At 40.9% G+C, this 21,304-nt stretch carries 8 protein-coding genes and 1 pseudogene; 6 read left to right on the top strand and 3 right to left on the bottom strand.

Going from position 1 to position 21,304, the window contains the following annotated elements; genetic code table 11:
• Positions 1-10: 10 nt before the first annotated feature.
• Positions 11-1,054 (bottom strand): erythrose-4-phosphate dehydrogenase, encoded by a 1,044-nt coding sequence (gene epd / locus C3B55_RS00480; RefSeq protein WP_129210492.1) that lies wholly within the window; start codon positions 1,052-1,054, stop codon positions 11-13.
• Between the two features lie 82 nt (positions 1,055-1,136).
• The gene (gene tkt / locus C3B55_RS00475) at positions 1,137-3,134 is read right to left on the bottom strand and encodes a transketolase (protein ID WP_129210490.1); all 1,998 of its coding nucleotides are present in this window, start codon (positions 3,132-3,134) and stop codon (positions 1,137-1,139) included.
• 1,089 nt (positions 3,135-4,223) lie between these two features.
• On the opposite strand from tkt, the pseudogene metK reads away from it, so the two are divergent.
• A pseudogene (gene metK, locus C3B55_RS00470) lies at positions 4,224-5,411 on the top strand (methionine adenosyltransferase); the annotation flags it as partial.
• A 4,469-nt stretch (positions 5,412-9,880) separates the two neighbouring features.
• Here the strand turns inward: metK and C3B55_RS00465 are convergent.
• A complete protein-coding gene (locus tag C3B55_RS00465) occupies positions 9,881-10,285 on the bottom strand; it encodes an acyl-CoA thioesterase (protein WP_129211859.1) in 405 nt (134 codons plus the stop codon).
• Between the two features lie 318 nt (positions 10,286-10,603).
• Between C3B55_RS00465 and C3B55_RS00460 the strand changes: the two genes are divergently transcribed.
• The 5 genes from C3B55_RS00460 to C3B55_RS00440 all read left to right on the top strand — a co-directional run bounded on the left by C3B55_RS00460 (position 10,604) and on the right by C3B55_RS00440 (position 19,922).
• Positions 10,604-12,013: an adenosylhomocysteinase gene (locus tag C3B55_RS00460; RefSeq protein WP_129210488.1), complete on the top strand. Its 1,410-nt coding sequence runs from the start codon at positions 10,604-10,606 to the stop codon at positions 12,011-12,013.
• 68 nt (positions 12,014-12,081) lie between these two features.
• The gene (gene metF / locus C3B55_RS00455; protein ID WP_129210486.1) at positions 12,082-12,927 is read left to right on the top strand and encodes a methylenetetrahydrofolate reductase [NAD(P)H]; all 846 of its coding nucleotides are present in this window, start codon (positions 12,082-12,084) and stop codon (positions 12,925-12,927) included.
• 959 nt (positions 12,928-13,886) lie between these two features.
• Positions 13,887-15,596 carry a DEAD/DEAH box helicase gene (locus tag C3B55_RS00450; RefSeq protein WP_129210484.1) on the top strand — a complete coding sequence of 570 codons (1,710 nt, stop codon included), beginning with the start codon at positions 13,887-13,889 and terminating at the stop codon, positions 15,594-15,596.
• A gap of 2,170 nt (positions 15,597-17,766) precedes the next feature.
• Positions 17,767-19,173, top strand: coding sequence for an adenosylmethionine--8-amino-7-oxononanoate transaminase (locus C3B55_RS00445; RefSeq protein ID WP_129210482.1), 1,407 nt, complete (start codon positions 17,767-17,769; stop codon positions 19,171-19,173).
• A gap of 29 nt (positions 19,174-19,202) precedes the next feature.
• Positions 19,203-19,922: a 16S rRNA (uracil(1498)-N(3))-methyltransferase gene (locus C3B55_RS00440; RefSeq protein WP_129210480.1), complete on the top strand. Its 720-nt coding sequence runs from the start codon at positions 19,203-19,205 to the stop codon at positions 19,920-19,922.
• Positions 19,923-21,304: the final 1,382 nt, after the last annotated feature.

The raw sequence follows: 21,304 nt of genomic DNA, 5'->3' as shown, positions 1-21,304 counted from the left end.
ATTATTGAGGTTACTTAGAAGCGATGCACAGATAATACTCTGCTACGTCTAGCATCCGATTAGCAAAACTCCATTCATTGTCAAACCATGCTAGAATATTTACCAGCCTCTGACCAGAAACACGGGTTTGACTAGCATCAATAATCGCTGAATGCGGGTCATGATTAAAATCACAACTAGCGTGTGGTAACTCAGTGTAGGCTAATAAACCTTTGAGGGGGCCAGTTTCGGCGGCATAACGCAAAATCTTGGCAACCTCTGACACATCAGTATCATTAATAGTCTGCATAGTAATATCCAAACAAGATACGTTTACCGTTGGCACCCTCATGGCTTTAGCTTGGATTCGCCCGGCTAGTTCTGGTAGTAATCGCTCAATACCACGAGCTAAACCAGTAGATACTGGAATCACTGACTGGAAGGCCGAGCGAGTGCGACGCAGGTCATCATGGTGATAGGCATCAATCACAGGCTGGTCATTCATCGCTGAATGAATAGTAGTGATCAATACATAATCCAAGCCAATTGCCTGATTTAACAGGCGTAAAAGCGGCACACTACAGTTAGTAGTACAGGAAGCATTGGATACCAACAACTCATTTCCAGTAAGATGATCATGATTGATGCCGTAGACAATAGTTGCATCAACATCTGTCTCGCTGGCCATCGGCTGGGAAAACAGTACACGCGGCGCTCCGGCATTTAGAAAACGCTGGCCATCAGTACGAGTATAGTAAGCACCAGAACATTCTAGAACTAAATCGATGCCTAGCGACGCCCAGCCAATGCCTTCAGGAGTAGCACTGCATAATACTTTTATGCAGTCGCCATTAATATATAGAAAATTACCATCAACCAATACTGTGCCTGGAAACCTACCATGGGTAGAGTCAAAGCTTGTTAGATATGCAATGCTAGCCATATCGGCTAAATCGTTAATGGCAACAATTTCAAACCGAGCCGCTGCACCTCGCTCAAACAGAGCACGTAAAACACAACGACCAATGCGGCCGTAGCCGTTAAGTGCAACTTTATAGGGACGCAGTTTAAGCATTTGGCTCTCGATTAATGTTGGTTTAGTGCTACATGTACTGCGATTGCTATCGCTAGCAATAGTACAGACAGCGTAGACTGACTTAGTTCTCCAGCAGCTCTTCAGCCTGACTCAGGATATTTTCTAAAGTAAAGCCAAACTCTTTAAATAGTTCTGTCGCCGGTGCTGACTCACCGTAAGTCGTCATACCAATAACATGACCTTCAAGGCCCACATACTTGTACCAGTAGTCAGCGTGCGCCGCTTCGATAGCTATACGTGTTCTTACTTGTGGCGGCAATACAGATTTTTTATAGCCGGCATCTTGGGCCTCGAATACGCTGGTGCACGGCATGGATACAACACGTACATTACAACCTTGCGCGGTTAACTTGTCATAAGCCTGAACCGTGAGGCCTATTTCAGAACCAGTAGAGATTAGGATTAATTCTAGCTTACCTGTACAGTCTTTTAGCACGTAGCCACCACGACTAATATCAGCAATCTGCGTATTAGTACGCACTTGGTGTTGTAGGTTTTGACGTGAGAAGATTAGTGCTGAAGGACCGTCTTTACGCTCGATAGCGTGCTTCCAGGCCACAGCTGATTCGACAGCATCTGCTGGACGCCAGCAATCAAGGTTAGGCATTGTACGCAGACTAGTTAGCTGCTCGACCGGCTGATGCGTTGGGCCATCTTCACCTAAACCTATAGAATCATGAGTGTACACATAGATTACACGCTGCTTCATTAGCGCAGCCATACGCACAGCATTACGTGCGTATTCCATGAACATCAAGAAAGTTGCGCCGTAAGGTACAAAGCCGCCATGCAGCGCCACACCATTCATAATGGCGCTCATGCCAAACTCGCGTACGCCGTAATATATGTAGTTACCGCTAGCATCTCCAGCAGAGACACCTTTACAACCCTTCCATATAGTCAGATTAGAGCTAGCTAGGTCAGCTGACCCGCCGAGAATCTCTGGCAGCAGTGGGCCAAAAGCATTTAGAGTGTTTTGACTAGCTTTACGGCTGACAATAGTTTCACCCTTAGCTGCGACTTCCGCGATATAGGCCAAAGCTTTGTCCGAAAAGTCAGCAGGTAAATCGCCTGTCAAGCGGCGCATCAATTCATTAGCAGATTCCGAGAATTTGGCTGAGTAAGCAGCAAAACGATGATTCCACTCAATTTCGATTGCCAGGCCATTCTCTTTGGCATTCCACTCAGCATAAATGTCGGCAGGAATTTCGAAAGGGCTATAGTGCCACTTTAGAGCTTCGCGAGTTAAACTGATTTCAGTGTCACCCAGTGGGGCACCATGACAAATTTCTTTACCTTGTTTGTTTGGCGAACCAAAACCAATGATAGTCTTACAACAGATCAAAGTCGGTCGCTCACTCTTGTGGGCAGTGTCGATAGCGATTTTGATCACTTCTGCGTTATGGCCGTCAACGTTATGAATCACCTGCCAGTTATAGGCTTCAAAACGCTTTGGTGTATCATCAGTGAACCAACCATCAACCTCACCGTCGATAGAGATACCGTTATCATCATAGAAGGCGATTAGCTTACCAAGACCAAGAGTGCCAGCTAAGGAAGCAACTTCATGAGAAATGCCTTCCATCATACAGCCATCACCCAAAAACACATAGGTATAGTGATTGACGATATTGTGGTCAGGACGGTTGAACTGTGCACTAAGGATTTTTTCAGCCAAAGCAAAACCTACGGCATTAGCTAAACCTTGACCCAAGGGGCCAGTGGTGGTTTCTACGCCCGGAGTGTAGCCAAATTCTGGGTGACCAGGAGTAAGACTATGAAGCTGACGGAAACGCTTAAGATCTTCGATAGTGACATCGTAGCCGGTCAGATGCAACAGCGCGTAGAGCAGCATAGAACCGTGTCCGTTGGACAGCACGAATCGGTCACGGTTAACGAACGATGGATTGCTTGGGTTATGTTTAAGATAGTCACGCCAAAGCACCTCAGCGATATCTGCCATACCCATCGGGGCACCTGGATGGCCACTATTGGCTTTTTGTATGGCATCCATACTAAGGACACGAATGGCGTTAGCACGCTCACGACGGCTGGGCATCGCTAATCTCCTATAAATAATTGAATTCAAAGTAAGTAGAAAAATAAAAAATAAACTATTATTTTTTCTATCAATGCTTATAGGCAATAGTCCGTTTATCAAAACTAATTAAGGTGCAATATTAAAGTTAGTTTGTTAGGCTTGGTTAACCGTCACTAAGCGACGAGCAACATAAAACTACCACGTACCCTTACTTTACATCCTAACAACAACAATAAACTGGCTGTCTTATTATTATAGTGGAGCTGGAGAATGAGTGTGCCAACATGTATTACGCGTACTAGTCAGCAACTCTTTCGGGGGGGTGGCTATCACCAGTGCAGATCTTTGCCATCGATTAAGTGCGACCACTTAAGCAATGCAACTTGTATAACCTAAGCCTTGCCCTAAACCGAGTGACTCAGCGGTTAGGCTCTATACACTGCACACTGCTTAAAGAGATAGATAGCCATGACTTACCCAGGGACATACAGTCATGGATCAGCCAGACCCATAAACTCTAACGCTGCTAGCGGCTCGGATTTTACTAACTGGCAGCAGATCAGTTTTTCATCCAGCAGGATTTTATTGCCAAGCTTGCTTATAATATCGCAAAAACGTACTAAAAAATGTTGAACAAGACAGAATCTTTGTGGTGAGGCAAGCGCTCTAGAAGTCCGTTTAGGTGATACCTAAACTGATGAATCAGACCTACTAGCGCGAAGCATTGAACAATGCCAACTTATAGTTAACCAAGGAGTTAAATAATACCAACCATACGGGTCGACTACGTCAGTGCTAAATATAATTTAGCAACATTTCACTAAACTAGGCAACTCTCTCAAGCGGATGACAAAATTGCTATAACTAAGCATAAATCTACTAGTAAAAAATTGATGTAGCCACAATCACAACTAAGCCAAACAGGCACGCGGTAATCTTTAGCTGGATTTTGAGCAAGATGAGAGCACTCGCCAGAACACCGCCACTGGAACTTGTGTCCAGGGGTTTATATATAAGTTTAGGTGATGATCCATAGAATATCGGTCCGCTATCTTCGGCGGTCGATTAACGACACTCACTATTGGTAAATATCGGGACAATATAAAGATGAGTGAATACTCCATTTTTACCTCCGAGTCCGTATCTGAAGGACATCCAGACAAAATAGCTGACCAAATTTCTGATGCAGTGCTAGACGCTATTATTGCTGATGACAAGTTCGCCCGTGTAGCATGCGAAACCCTTGTAAAAACTGGCGTGGCAATAATTGCGGGTGAAGTTACCACTACTGCCTGGGTTGATCTAGAACAAATTGTCCGCGACATGATTACTAAAATTGGCTTCAATAGCTTTGACGTTGGATTCGATGGCGCGACCTGCGGCGTAATGAACATCATTGGCAAACAATCGCCTGATATTAACCAAGGTATTGACCGTGCTAAGCCTATAGATCAAGGCGCAGGCGATCAGGGTCTGATGTTTGGTTACGCCAGTAATGAAACAGACGTGCTGATGCCTGCACCAATCACATTCTCGCACCAGCTTGTGCAGCGCCAGGCGACAGCACGTAAAAACGGTTTACTGCCTTGGCTCCGCCCAGATGCCAAGTCCCAGGTAACGTGCCGTTACGAAGGTGGCAAGGTGATTGGTATTGACGCCGTTGTACTGTCGACCCAGCACAATCCAGACGTTTCTTACGCCGACCTACGTGAAGGCGTGATGGAGCTGATCGTTAAACGTGTGCTACCTGCTGAACTGCTGACCAAGGACACCCGGTTCCATATTAACCCAACCGGCCAATTTATCATTGGAGGCCCAGTAAGCGATTGCGGCCTGACCGGTCGTAAGATTATCGTTGACAGCTACGGTGGCATGGCCCGCCACGGCGGCGGCGCATTCTCTGGTAAAGATCCTTCTAAAGTTGACCGTTCAGCGGCCTATGCTGGTCGTTATGTAGCAAAGAATATAGTTGCGGCAGGCCTAGCCGAGCGATGCGAAATCCAGGTTTCCTATGCTATTGGTGTAGCTCAACCTACATCGATTTCGCTAAACACTTTCGGTACCGGAAAGATTAGCGATAATAAACTTATTAAACTAGTGCGTGAAATTTTCGACCTACGCCCGTATGCGATCACCACGATGCTCGACTTGTTACATCCGATGTACCAGGAAACTGCAGCCTATGGCCACTTTGGTCGCGCACCTAAGCCGAAAACTGTCGGCGACGACACTTTTACTACATTTACCTGGGAAAAAACCGACCGCGCTAATGACCTGCGCACTGCCGCTGGCCTGAAAACACTGGATGGCTCCTTAAGCACCCACCTGGATAGCACAACAGGTAACTTACTAACAAGCCAGTTAAGCTAAAACAAAAATACAGTAATAAAAGCTCTTGGCAGCCAGTTAAAACAACTGTAAACACTTAATAAAACCCCAGCAATATTAATGTTTTGATGATTTATTTGATCCATTAAACTTTTATACCACTTCCGAACAAGGATATGCATCCTGCGTTTATAAATTGCTCTTTTTAGTTGATATTTTGCCTGTATATTTTGCCTGTTATGAGATAAAATTAAAGATTACTCAAATGAGCCAACACTACAGGTAGGTATATTTAGTTATACTAACTTACGCTACGATATAAAAGTTATCATCTGACTTAAATAAAGCGTAAGCAATAGTAAACTGCGATCATGAAGATCGCCAAAGTTCTAGCTATCTGATAGGCGTTATAAGGTATGCAACCTTATTACAATCGTTTAAAGCCAGCCTAACAGGCAGGCTGGCTGACAAATAGATCGTTAGTAAATAGCTCAAAACACATCACTAAATATTATACTCTAATCTAAGGTAAACGGTAGTGCGGTAACACTGATGCATTACAAGAGTCGGTTAAATAAAATTATTTAGCGAGGTCCCGAAAGGCCAACTAGGTTAGACCTGGATAGCTACTACACCGCGAAACATAGGCTGCTAGCCTTAACAAGTTACAACTAGCTTACAACCACTTAGTATACCGGTAACCTGCTTTGAAGTCGAAGAACTAAATATTAGAAGCTCGTCTACTATTACTTGCGCAGCATCCTTGGCGCTATAGTATGATCTGTTTTGCGCATGCTAAAACATGTTTTCATAAATCATAGGATAACGCATTGAGTGTAATTTATCCTTTGGCTAACTTTATGCTAGCCAAACTAAATATACTAGCATAAAAATATGCTACTAAGTCTTCGCCGGTATTGAAGCATAATTTAAAGAAGCCAGACATTCTTTTGTATTAACCCATAAATCAATTCTGACTTGTATTATAACAGGCTGATAAGGTTAAGCAACCTAGCAATATTTATGCTCCCAGTTTTTTAAAAGTTATGATCGCTGTAAGATTGCGGAAGACGACGATAAATATCCTAGCCTCGACTGTAAAGATAAATAGCTATATTATAATATTAATTACTTGGATATATTATATAGTAAGCAATTACCTCAAGAGGTGTATATATGAATGCCACCTATTAAGCTTTAGGGTCACCGCTTAAAATAAGTTCTGTAGTTAGCTAACTGAGCTAGCAATAAGAGTGCTAGCACAATAAAAGCAGCCAAACTAAATAGTTGTCGTTATCTATGTCAATACACTATGAAAAGCCCTGCTAGTGATCTTATGCAACAACTTATTAGCTAAGCTTACAATCCCAGCTGCAATGCCTGCTAACAGCTTAAGATTAACTACGGCAAAGACTAAAATTTATATCGCCGTAACATGATTGAGCTGAATGATATGATAGTAGCGTGTAGTCTTCTCACAGAGCGTATAGATTTATATAGCCTGCATTCAGAACTAGCAATTCAATTCATATCTTGATCAACTGCAAGTCCGTTACTGCATAGAACACTGGCGACGTTATCACCAGTAACATGCATACTGACTTATTTAAGCACCAGTGATGCGACTGGCGATCTGGCGGGCAATATAAAGCAACAGGAACAGATTTAAATACTACGGCTAAAAACCGCAATATAACTGCAACTTCCGGATGCGGCAGTAAGTACCTGACAGACGATAAAGAACAAAAACTCGGGAGCTAGCTTGCTTATGAAGGCAATATATCAATCATTGATAATATAAACTAATCTAGCGTATTTATAAGTACGCTCGATCCTATAGAAAATTTATAATCAACGCTACTCTATTTACCAATATTAACGCACACCCCAGCCAGATCCACTAAATAGCAAATTATGTATATTTGCCGACTACTCATAAACAGTACCACTAACTATTGGTAACTAACAAAATTGCTGCAATGGACATATTTGAGCAATACATACCGCCGACGTAAATACAAGCATCACTGTGAATCTGTTAAACTTGATATTATTAATACACTTAGTAAGATTTTCTACAGTCTAGCTAATAGCACGAGAGTTGTAGTTTTGCCAACTATGGCTATATGCTAACTACCGCTAAATTTGGCCACACACATATATAAAATATAACAAAATATGACAATAAAAAATATATTAAAATGACTAAAATTAAAAAGTCTATATGTTTATATAAACAAATATAGTAGCACTATAGTCCTGCATTATTACTTACCGAGTAATAAGCTTAAGAATACTAAAAAGGTTTGATGACGCTTTTACCAGATACCTTATAATATTACACTGCTTTTGTGGTGTATCTTATTAATAACACCACCAACTTTGTTTTAAACAACCTAGATACTTTAACTTATCGCTACTTTTATTTGTCTTACCACCTGACGCACGCATAAGATTTTCCGCTATATTGACCTGTAACCAGCTATCTACATAGCGTGGCCATGGTCACACTATTTTCCTTTATAGTGCAGGGCTTGTACAGCTATAGCTCACTAATTAATTTGCTGGCAAATTTTTAGCGTATTAATCGCTACTACAGCGATCTATATCGCACTACTAAGTTGCACGTCTTAGTATTAATGACAGCCGTGGCAATAACCAGAATATTAATTAGCAATCTAAATCATAAGCTAGCAATGAATAACATGATCAAGCGCTATTTAGATAGTTTTTTATAGGAGTTGCTCGATAACATGCTGTATATCATGTTATTTGCAATAAATTAGCATGAACTACAGATATTACTATGTAGCAAGTTATATATTGGTTATCATTTTACTAGCCACAGCGATTCTAGTATCGCATCTACTGCTTGTAAACCATAAAATTTTATTGCTGCGGCACTAAGCGTATGAAACCGAGTAGCAATATCTACTCTGATAACTGCGTCAACATGCATCAATCTAACTAACATGCATTAACAACAATCACCGCACTACGTATATAATTACACTGGTATTTTACGTATATATAAATACATACTGACATTAATATGTCATTTACCTTTATTATTGAGCACTAATACTTTTACCTATAGAGTTGCCTGACATATTTTAAGATCTTAAGCCAGTCTAATGATTGGCTGAAATCATCCTAACCTTAACCATGGCTAAGTTGTTCTGATGGCGCACAAAAGTCGAAACAATTAGTTTGTAGTAGTAGTTGTATTGCATTGCTGCACTTTACTCAAATCATTTTTTAGCTGTCACATAGCCCAACAGTATACCTTGCGATACGACGTAGTAACCAGAGCAACACCTCAAAAAATCTACAATAGATCAATAAACTCATTATACGAAACATTACTCTTGATGTTACCAATATTGCATATAATACTACCTTAGTATTGTTTACAGCAATACTAAGGTAGTATTTCCAGTGCTTTTACAAAGCGGCTAACTATTTGATTTTTGGCTTGTATGCTGCCCATAATGCACCTACAAACTATTAGCTAACACGCCACTGCAATAAAACCCGCATGCAGATCTTTTTCTGCACATAGAAAACCCACAAAGCAACTTCAATATTCGTTATGTAATATACCAACTTATAGTTACTTACTAACTTACTAATAGATAACCATGATCTGCCTGTTAGCTTGACAAGCTATTTATACCGCAAATTTAAGCATAGCTTATTAGCATAATAATAAAACCACTAGTTATAGTGGTGTCAGCTAATATCAATCAGATAAATATTAACTGAAAATTTTTCACAGTAATGCGCCTGCAGGCAGCAGGTGTAAGAAATTACCCACTAAACCAGCGATGATTATAGATAAAAGCTTTTAGTGCTATAACATACGGTAGTCATAATGACTATAGCATGATCGTGCTGTCTATAGATAAAATTGTCTGCACTGTGCTAGAAATTCATCTAGTCTTGATATAGCTCCCTTTTTAGTAATCATCTAACCTGGTAGTTAAAGCTATGTTCATTATTTAACAATGCAAGCAAACAGGATATCCTGGGTATACAATTTGTTATTGTAGCTAAAAGATAGCAGCAAGAAACCAGAATTACAGCCTAAGTTCTTAATAACCTTAAATTCTTTGAATTTTGACAAATATTAGTTAAGCAGAATAGGTGCTCATCAAGTGATGGGCGCATTGTTAGAGCAGCCGCTAGCAGCGAACAACATAAAGGCGCTACTGCGTGCTCCGATTCCTTATTATTCTGGTGAGTGCTGATGATTTTGTATAGAATCAACCGAATCCGATGGCAGCACCTGTTAACGTTATACTGCTCTTCTTGCGACAGGCTAAGAGTTTTTACTATCTGCTTATGCAGCAGCGACGGTTATACATGATTTAAGCTTGGCGTTGTTTATATATAACCTATAGCTCATCAAGAGCATTCAAAAACTATTTGCAATATTACTTAAGAACGCCATCCTCAGGGAATTGATCTTTAACATATTTGATTTCAGTACAACCATGAGGCACCGGTTGATTGTCTTTGTCAAGATTTACAAAAACTATTTTTTTCACAGTTAGAATACTCTTGCGTGTAATCTTATTACGTACTTGGCAAGTCAAAGTTATAGAGGTATGGCCAAACTCGGTAGCGGTGATGCCCAGTTCAATAATATCGCCCTGACGCGAGGTGCTCGCAAAGTTTATTTCAGAGATATACTTAGTCACTACACGCTGGTTGCCTAACTGAACTATTGCATAGATAGCAGCTTCTTCGTCGATCCAACGCAATAGGCTACCACCGAACAAGGTGCCATTAGGATTAAGGTCTTCTGGTTTTACCCATTTACGGGTATGGAAGTTCATGGTCATTTAAAATAGTCTTGAAAAAATAATAAACAACACTATGGCAAAACCTAAATTCAAGCTCAACTCCATAAACAATTTTTTTAATGACTAGCACAAATATTTAGGAAACTTAGCGCATAAGGCTATCATTGCCACCGCTTTAACACAGTTATTGTTTTGATGGATATTGCTTTTAGCATTCCTTCGAATTGAGCGCTACAGCAAGCTCAACCTGTCAAGCTTAAATAAAGCATTATTAAATCTAGTTGACCCAACCTAATACGCAACGCACAATATAAAGTCTCGCATGCATAAAGGCTTGAATGGAGGCTATTCATGAGCGTTGCCAAAACGCGTGTAGATTTCAATGACTATAAAGTTGCCAATATATCTCTCGCTGCCTGGGGTCGCCGCGAAATTATTATTGCTGAGTTTGAAATGCCTGCCTTGATGGGTCTGCGCCGCAAATACGCTACTGAACAGCCACTTCAAGGGGCAAAGATCCTTGGCTGCATTCATATGACTATTCAGACAGCAGTACTAATCGAAACCCTAGTTGCTTTAGGCGCCGAAGTACGTTGGTCGTCCTGCAATATCTTGTCAACTCAAGACCAAGCTGCTGCCGCCATCGCTGCTACTGGTATCGCAGTATATGCTTGGAAAGGTGCAACAGAACAAGAGTATCAGTGGTGTCTGGAACAGACCATCCTGAAAGACGGCAAACTATGGGATGCCAATATGGTTCTCGATGATGGCGGCGATCTAACTGAACTACTGCATAAGAAATACCCTAAAACCCTAGATCGTATTCACGGCGTGACAGAAGAAACTACCACCGGCGTTTACCGCTTACTGAACATGTTAGATAAAGGCGAGCTAAGGATCCCAGCCATTAATGTTAACGACTCAGTGACCAAAAGTAAAAACGACAACAAGTACGGATGTCGCCACAGTCTAAACGATGCTATCAAACGCGGCACCGACCATCTGCTGTCAGGCAAACAAACTCTAGTGATCGGCTACGGTGATGTTGGCAAGGGTTCATCCCAGTCTCTACGTCAAGAAGGTATGATCGTCAAGGTTTCCGAAGTTGATCCAATCTGCGCTATGCAAGCCTGCATGGACGGTTTTGAAGTAGTTTCGCCATTTGTCAACGGGTATAACGACGACACTGAAGCAAGCATAGATAAAGCCCTGTTGAATAAGATTGACTTAATCGTGACTACCACCGGTAACATGCATGTCTGTAACGCGCATATGCTTAAAGCCTTAAAAAAACGCGCCATTATCTGCAATATCGGTCATTTTGATAATGAAATTGATATCGCTTTTATGCGCAAAAACTGGATATGGGAAGAAGTCAAACCTCAAGTACACAAAGTTCACCGTGCTAATGATGGTAATGTTGACCCACAAAACGACGACTACTTAATCCTGCTAGCCGAAGGCCGTCTAGTTAACCTAGGTAACGCTACTGGCCACCCAAGCCGAGTCATGGATGGCTCGTTCGCCAATCAGGTATTGGCACAGATTTTCTTGTTCCGCCAAAAATACGCCGACTTGACGTTATCCCAGAAAGCTGAGCGTTTAACAGTAGAAGTGCTACCAAAGAAGCTCGACGAAGAAGTAGCCATGGAAATGGTCCGTGGCTTTGGCGGAATGCTAACTTACCTAACTAAAACCCAAGCTAACTACATAGGTGTACAAATTGGTGGTCCGTTTAAACCGCAAGCTTACCGCTACTAAATAAGCCGGCCCATGTAAATATTAGCTGCATATACCTTTCCAATATTCTGAGTTTCATAGGTATTATAATGTTCCAAAACCGTCGCTATAGTTTTGAGTTTTTCCCAACAAAAACTGATGCCGGGCATAAAAAACTAATGACAATAGCTAAGCAGTTAGCTAGTTACAACCCTGATTTCTTCTCTTGCACCTACGGTGCAGGCGGTTCAACACGTAACAGCACAATGAAAACTGTTTTGCAACTTGAAAACGAAATTAAAATTTCTACTGCTCCGCACTTGTCATGTATCGGCGACAGCAAAGCTAACCTGCGCAGCCTACTGACCCAGTATAAACAAGCTGGCATTAAGCGCATCGTGGCCCTACGTGGCGATCTGTCATTAGATATGAGTATGTCTAGTGGTGAGTTGTGCTACGCTAATGACCTAGTAAGTTTTATTCGTCAAGAAAGTGGCGATCACTTCCATATTGAAATTGCAGCTTACCCGGAAATGCACCCGCAAGCACGTAATTTCGAAGATGATCTAAAGAACTTTATACGCAAAGCTAACTCCGGCGCCAACAGCGCAATCACCCAGTATTTCTTTAATACTGATAGCTACTTCTACTTTATAGAGCGTATACTGGCCATGGGTGTAGATATTCCGATCGTACCTGGCATCATGCCTATCACTAACTATAACAAGTTAGCACGGTTTTCTAAAGCTTGCGGTGCTGAAATACCACGTTGGATATGCAAGCAACTAGAAGTTTATGGCGAAGACGTTAAAAGCACCAAGGCATTCGGTGAACAAGTTATCAGTAATATGTGTGAACAATTGTTACAAGGTGGTGCACCAGGGCTGCACTTCTATACTATGAACCTGGCTGAGCCAAGCCAAGCTATTTTAGACAGCCTTAAACGGCTAGACTAAAACTAATTCATTCTAGTACAAAAAGTTTTTTAATCAATAAAGCGTGTATTTGAAGTGCGCCACATCAATATGCTCACGCACGTATGCGCCAGAGCTTACTTAAAGCCAAAAGCATTTGAGCCTATAAAATATTTATAAATTTTTAAGCTATATTTATAATTTTTTAGTTATTGTTAGCTGTTTTATATTTACTTTAAACTACTATGTACAAATGAAAAATTGCGCATTCTAAATGGACCTTTAGCGTATTATGTTTGCAATAATAAGGACTGTATACAAGACCTAGATTACGAAATAATAGTGTTTTAGTGGCTATGCACAGCTTAAAATACCGTTTAACGATGCCCAGCCAAAACTATGCCAATCTAAATATTGTCTGCAGCTTTATTAATGCGACAGTCCTGTTAATTTGTAGGATGCTAAACTTTTATTAGGCGTTAAATTTATGAATACCTATACCAATAAACGGTCATACCCAGTAGAAACCTTAAATGTGGAGTTACCTCAATAACAATATCATTCAGAGAATTAACTCTGTTTAACTATGAGTAAGTACCTAAAATAGGATCAGCTTCAGAACGCTATCGTTAAGGCACATTACTCTAGTTATCACAGACTGAACAAGTACATAGCCTGTAAGTAAGGCAGTGAGCATAAATGTAAAGGCTTTTGGCTAAAGCGATATTTACCGTATTCAAAATACGCCGTTAAGTTGCATGTCAGCAGCATGCGGTAATTGCTCTGTGATGCTCTAGCCTTTCTGTCAGACCTAAACTAAATTGCCGAAGTATTAAACAGGCATTCAACTAAGCCGTCAGGTAATTTTCAGTCTACGCGACCCGGCGGGAGTACTGCTAAACACAAGCATGGGCGGACGTGGTTGTGCTCCCCACTGAGCGCCTACAACCAACAAGATAACCCCATTTGGGCCAAGTTCTTACTAAAAAACAGGATTACTCATGTCCTTTGCTTCCCTTGGTCTCTCCGAGGCTTTAGTCCGTGTCATCGAGGCAGCTGGCTATGCTGAGCCTACTCCGGTGCAACAGCGAGCTATTCCTGCAGTATTGCAGGGTCGTGACCTGATGGTTACGGCTCAGACAGGTACTGGCAAAACCGGTTGCTTTGCCATCCCAATTCTAGAGAGGTTATTCCCTAATGGTCACCAAGATAAACCACAACGTCACTGGCCACGCCAGCCACGCGCCCTGATCCTGACCCCTACCAGAGAGCTAGCCACCCAAATACACAAAAGCTTTCAACTGTATGCCGATGAATTACAGCTAGTTAGCGCCTGTGTCTTCGGCGGCGTTAATCTCAATGCACAGGTTAAAGCTATGTCCAGCGGTGTTGATGTGCTGGTTGCCTGCCCTGGTCGTTTGCTCGATCTTTGTAATCAAGGCAATATTGATATATCTCACGTAGAAATACTTGTACTGGACGAAGCTGACCGCATGCTTGATATGGGCTTTGTACATGCTGTCAAAAAGATTCTTGCTAGCCTGCCAGCTAAACGTCAGAATTTACTATTCTCAGCGACTTTTTCTAACGACATCACCGCCCTAGCTAGAAAGCTGCTGCAAAACCCTGAGCACATTGAAGTTACACCACCGAACTCTACAGTAGAACGTATTGAACAACGCGTATTCCGCGTGGCTGCTGATCACAAGCGTGCGCTGCTAGCGCACCTGTTTACCATAAATGCTTGGAAGCAGGTGCTAGTATTTACCCGTACTAAGCACGGTGCTAACCGTCTAGCTAAACATTTAGACAAACATGGCTTCACTGCAGTTGCCATCCACGGCAACAAGAGTCAAAACGCGCGTACTAAAGCGCTGGCTAACTTCAAGGACGGTTCCGTACGTATCCTGGTAGCTACTGATATTGCCGCTCGTGGTCTGGATATTGACCAACTACCACACGTGGTCAACTTCGAGTTACCAAACGTCTATGAAGACTATATCCACCGTATTGGCCGCACCGGTCGTATCGGTCGTTCGGGAAAGGCTATTTCTCTGGTTGCACCTGAAGAAGAAAAACTGCTAAACAGCATCGAACACATGACAAAGCAAAAAATCGCTGCAGGTGACCCCCTGGGCTTCAATGCCAGCGCCGTGAAAACCGAAAAACTTGAAACTCGTGAGCGTTCAGACATGTGTAACCCACGCAAATCGAATAGCGACGACATGAATAACAGTGGTAGCGGTCGTCGCGACAAAAACAAAAACACAGGTAGAGCAGAAAAAGCGTCTACCGATAGACATGACAAACATTTAGCACGCACGCCCAAGCTACATGACAGAACCACGGTCCGCAAACAACACAAGCTGCCACACACGCCTGTCGACCGTGCACCGGACGAGTTTCTTGACGATGATGTAGATAACTTCGGTAATCGTATTGATTATGTACCACAGACTAAAATAACTACAGGCCGTAGTTACCAGCCACATAATAGGCACCAGAATTACTTACGCAATAACGACCGCCAGACTAGTAACTACCAGCCACGCTCATCTGAGCGTGCTAAGCAGTACTTGAGCGGTAGCCAAGTGCCGAAGATTATCCACAAAGAATCTAAAGCGAATCGTTTTCAAGCACCCGAACAGTTGAATGAGTTACCAGATCGTCTTTATAGGAAAAAACCAGCGCTGCTGACTCGTAATCGATAATATTTTAACACTAATAAAAACGCCTAGATTAGGCTAGGCGTTTCATGCATCTAGCAACTCACTTATTAATTATAAACACTTTATTAAATTATAGAATTGTATCGTCTTTTGACGAATAACAGCTTTAGATTAAAGTTGTATATTCACAGCAAGGCATGCTATGATGATTAAATTTTGCTAACTATTTACTAGCTATATCATACGCGACAACAATGAAAAACTCGGTCTATCTTATTGAGATATAAGATGTATAATCTACTGAAATAATATTTCACAAATGCTGCAACTCCATTAAATATAAGTTAAAGTATAGTGCTCTTGGCATTAATAACTTGCTACTATTATCCGTAGCTTACTCATTTTATGAGTAGTGGCTATTATCAGATCTGTTTGTAAAAAGAATTTACAAATTGAATACTGCAAATAACTTGTCACACTTGCTTACCTTCAAAACACTGACTCAAACTAAGCAAATGTGAACCAGTTGCATGTAAACTGATGCTAATACACACTAATAGCGGCGAGCTTGTTTAAGTTAGTCAATATCAGTATATATAGTGACGCCTAAAAATATTGCTATGGCGCACTAATTTTAGCCTTCTAATTTAGTTAATACATAGAATGGATCCAGATCACAGGCAGCTAGCCTACGTATGCCGCACACTGCTATATGTTCTGACCCATAAAACAATACAACCTTTGACATAAACCACCTAGCCACACAACTAGCTTAAAGACCATATACTAACATATTAAACAAGATTATAAATCCTGCAAATAGCAGGACACTACTATATAATTTAAGCTTAACATTTTAATTAACTGCATAATTGCTTAACTTTGGTAAGTTAAAGGTTACGCGCCATTAAACCAGATTAGATGTTAAGTTAAGATTTAACTGATTGATAAAATCATAACGATTAATTATAGATGATAATACCTTCGAGATTAGCATAGCAGCCGCCTTAATTGGATTTTTTTGATTTCATTAAAAGCAGTTTTAATCACTACTGGTTTAGTTACGCAAAGAATAATCTGGCAGATTGCCATGTTAATAATAACTGTGCTGTCAGCATTCTTACTGGTGGAGTGATCATTGTAATGGAGACTAACTTAACGGCGTTTAAGTTTAACTTATCATTCAAGCACCATGAATTTAATGTTAGATAGCTAATTCCAGTAGCTAATATTGAGATCGCAAAAGTGTATTGTCTTCTTATTAATTGCTTACTCAATAGCTATTATTAAACCTACGTATATTATAGTTAACCTAATTATTAAAGCGATGAGCATCTTTTTTTTAATATATTATCTATTCCTTGTGAATTAAGATTAACCATCACGCTTATACTATGGTATTCGCGTCAGAGTCACATCAAGACCAATAAAATAGCATTAAACACAGCAGTAGCCGCCATGTAAACCGGCAAAAAAAACTACCATACCCTAAGCGAAATGCTAGATATAAACCTAATATACTAGCAGAATCTACCTTATCCTGAAGATGATAAACTATCATAAAATCTAAAATAAGCTATATATCTGGATATTAATTTAATCTTATCTGAGGTAAACATCAGATAGCTGATGATCATAATGATAAACAGCTAAAAACAGAAGCATACTTAGCCGTACGCGGCACCAAGAATAATTATATGAATACCATCAATACTAGTAGCAGAAATATGATAAAATTCTAAACATTGACATAATGGCACGTAACGCTATGCTATTTTATATGCAGATAAAACGTATCTTTTACAGAAAGTGCTATAGTGGCTATAGGTAAACCATAACATAAGCTAGAAGTAAATAAAACCGCATACCAAAGCGTATGCCTGAGTGCAAATAATATTTACCTGACCATAGCTAACCGATGAGTTACGTAGTTATATATCCTAAATTTGATACTGGATGTCACCTAGTTATTAGGTAATGTATCTATCAATTATAGTGAAAAAATAGCTTTAAAATATCAAAAAATACGATTAAAAATTATATATAGCATGTTAACAAATGACTAGTGATTAGTCCTAAGAAGCTAGAAACATCATCTAGCGTCTAATGTTCATTAATCCGTAATTAATTTATTACGCTACCTAGTATTATATATGCCTACATAATTATTTCCCCTACAACAAAGCGCATAGTCTCTTCGAGGAAATAACTGATGAACTTGAATAACCAGTGGATGCAACGCGACCTTGCAGTACTGTGGCATCCATGTACACAAATGAAAGACCACCAGCAACTGCCACTAATCCCGATCAAACGCGGCGAAGGCGTATGGCTAGAAGACTTCGAAGGCAAGCGCTACATCGATGCCATCAGCTCATGGTGGGTCAACCTATTTGGTCACGCTAACCAGCGCATTAATAAACGTATTAAAGACCAGATCGATCAGCTTGAACACGTCATTCTAGCAGGTTTTAGCCACCAGCCAGTAATTGAGCTATCGGAACGCCTCATCGAAATCACGCCAGAAAGTTTAACGCGGTGCTTCTACGCAGATAATGGTTCTTCGTGTATTGAAGTTGCACTAAAGATGAGTTTTCACTACTGGCTTAACCGTGGCCTACCGAAAAAAAAGCGCTTCATCACTTTAACTAATAGCTATCACGGTGAAACCATTGCTGCAATGTCAATTGGCGATGTACCTCTATTTACAGAGACCTATAAAGCATTGCTACTTGACAGCATTAAAGTACCCAGCCCGGACTGCTACCTGCGACCTGATGGCATAAGCTGGGAAGAACACTCGCGTAACATGTTCCTAGCCATGGAACAAGCTCTAGCGGAAAACCACAACACTGTTGCTGCTGTAATCATCGAGCCATTAATCCAGGGCGCTGGCGGCATGCGCATGTACCATCCGGTGTATCTTGAACTGCTGCGTGAATCTTGCGACCGCTATAACGTACATCTGATACATGATGAAATCGCTGTTGGCTTCGGCCGTACTGGCAGTATGTTTGCCTGTGAACAGGCATGCATCTGCCCAGATTTTTTATGCCTATCTAAAGCCCTCACTGGTGGTTACTTGCCACTAGCTGCTGTAGTCACTACAGAAGATGTATATAGCGCATTTTACGACGACTACCAAACCCTGCGCGCTTTCCTGCACTCACACAGCTATACTGGAAATCCATTGGCGTGCGCCGCAGCATTAGCGACCCTAGATATCTTTAAAGAAGATAATGTCATTGTAAAAAACAAAGCCTTAGCTCAGTGCATGACTAAGGCTACCGCTAATCTAATAGATCATCCTCATATTTCGGAAGTACGCCAAACAGGCATGATAATGGCAATCGAGATGGTGCAGGATAAGACCAATAAAGCAGCCTACCCATGGCAAGAACGCCGTGGCTTAAAAGTGTTTAAGCACGCCCTGAAGCGTGGTGCGTTATTGAGGCCACTGGGCAGTGTAGTATATCTTTTGCCACCGTATGTAATCACACCAGAACAGATTAGTTTTTTAGTTGAAATAGCCAGTGAAGGCATAGATATCGCAACTAACAGTAAAGTAAGCGTTGCAATGTCTAAAGACTTCTACCCAAACTTCCGTGATCCTGGCTGATAACCCTCACTTACTTTGAAAGTATATAAATGAGATTTTCTCGCTTTTTCACCAATATTCCACTTAACATTGGCAACCATGAGCTGCCAGAAGCTCTAGCATACTACATTAGCCGTGTACTGCGTAAAAGAAAAGGCGACACCATACGGCTATTTGATGGTTCTGGTCAAGAATTTCTGGGAATATTATTAGAAGTTGGAAAACAACAAGTCACCGTACAACTAACAAAAAGCTTTGCAGGCCAAACTGAATCACCATTATACGTCTACCTAGGTCAGGGCTTGTCTAGAAGCAAGCGTATGGATTGGGCGATCCAAAAAGCTACTGAATTGGGTGTTAATGAAATTACGCCAATTTTTAGCGAACGCTGCGAAATATATCTAAAAGGCGAACACAACAGTAAACGTCTATTACACTGGCGCCAGATAGCAATTAGCGCATGTGAGCAGTGCGGGCGCTCAACAGTGCCAGTGATTCTTCCACCGCTGTTGCTAATAGACTGGTTGAAACAAACTGAGGCAGATTTAAAACTGACATTGCACCCAGTGGCCGAGCCGATGACCAGCTATGCTAAACCTGCTAGCATAGCCTTCTTAATTGGGCCTGCAGGTGGTTTGACCGATACTGAAATCAAAACCGCTCAAGGTGCTGGCTTCCACACTGCCAGCCTCGGCCCGCGCATACTACGCACTGAGACAACGCCAGTCGTAGCATTAGCTGTTGCTCAACAACTCTGGGGTGACTTTTAATCCAGCATTACAAACCAAATTAAAACTGTAAGAGATTGGTCTACTTACAATCATGGTCAGCGTATTCAATATACGCTGTTTTCTGATCTACTTACTATATGAATAGTAGACACACAAATAAATACCAAACCATAGAAATGGTACAAACTATCCACCGCCTAAAGCAAAAGCACAAAATAATACCAACAATATATAAACACTACGCATGACGTCAGTCAAACAAGACTAACATTATTCAGTGCTACTGCAAACGGTTTAATCATTAACATCAATAGCATGATCTAGATTGTCATTAACGTAGATCACAATTAATAGAATCAGCACATCAGACGAAATATGATTTTTTATAGAATGCAACATTACCACAACCGTACATAATCCAAAACAACATCTAACCCACGCTATATCTCAGATAAAACAACATATAACTATCAGTAAACAGATAGAAAATATCAACTTTTAAATCATCTCTTTTGCCGCTACCTACACTCTAGGATATATAGTAGGTGCGTTACATAAAACTAGCAGCATAAAAATTATGAATAGCTCCAGGCGTTACATGATTCTTCATAATATACGTGTAACTTGTGGCGTAACTAGCTATACAGCAAGCAATACGTATTTCTTTATTTACGTAATGTTCCATAATACCGATAGATAATTGATACCGTAGTGTCCAGGAGAATCTAAGCATATCTAATCGCGAATCTGCATCCCACAAACTAAGCCTGTAGCGGTAAGAGCCTAAAAATGTCTTGCGCAGTACTCTAGTTGAGTTACTTTCATCGCTAAGTAAACTACCCACGATAAAGACATTTATCGCTGTACTTCATAAGCCGTGACCACAACACTACAATACCTAACATTAGTTGGTTACCAACCTGGACCACTACGTTAAACACAGTGCTGTCAGTTTAGTTTATATTATCTCAGATAATATAAATCTCCTGAGAGAACTCAAAAAACGCTTGTGCATGTATATAAATGTTCTCAATTTGCCCAAAAATGCCATACGTGTCATGAGGACAGTATTTTGTGCATTAACTTTGTTGCATGTATTAGTCATCTTTATCGAACGCTCCGCTCGCTATAGTCTAAGGGTAAATAGCATTGGCAAACATTTGGCCTAATGGACTAAATCATCTGATAAGTTGCGATGTAGACTATAGTGATTTGCTAGACTTGATACTAAAGCTTTTTAGCTAGACGCATAATGATGTTTGAATTATGCTCGTTTTCTGGGAGTTTTGTACAACTGACTGTTAGCTACACGTAGCTATTAGCGAGATTGATAGGAATAAGCAAGATCTAAATGCCAGCAAAACACAATAAATAACGGCATAAAATATCGAAATTATACCAAATAACAAGGTTTGCAAAAT

Source organism: Candidatus Pseudomonas adelgestsugas (genome assembly GCF_004124255.1).
Taxonomy (GTDB): domain Bacteria; phylum Pseudomonadota; class Gammaproteobacteria; order Pseudomonadales; family Pseudomonadaceae; genus Aquipseudomonas; species Aquipseudomonas adelgestsugas.
This window is presented reverse-complemented; position numbering and strand designations above follow the sequence as displayed.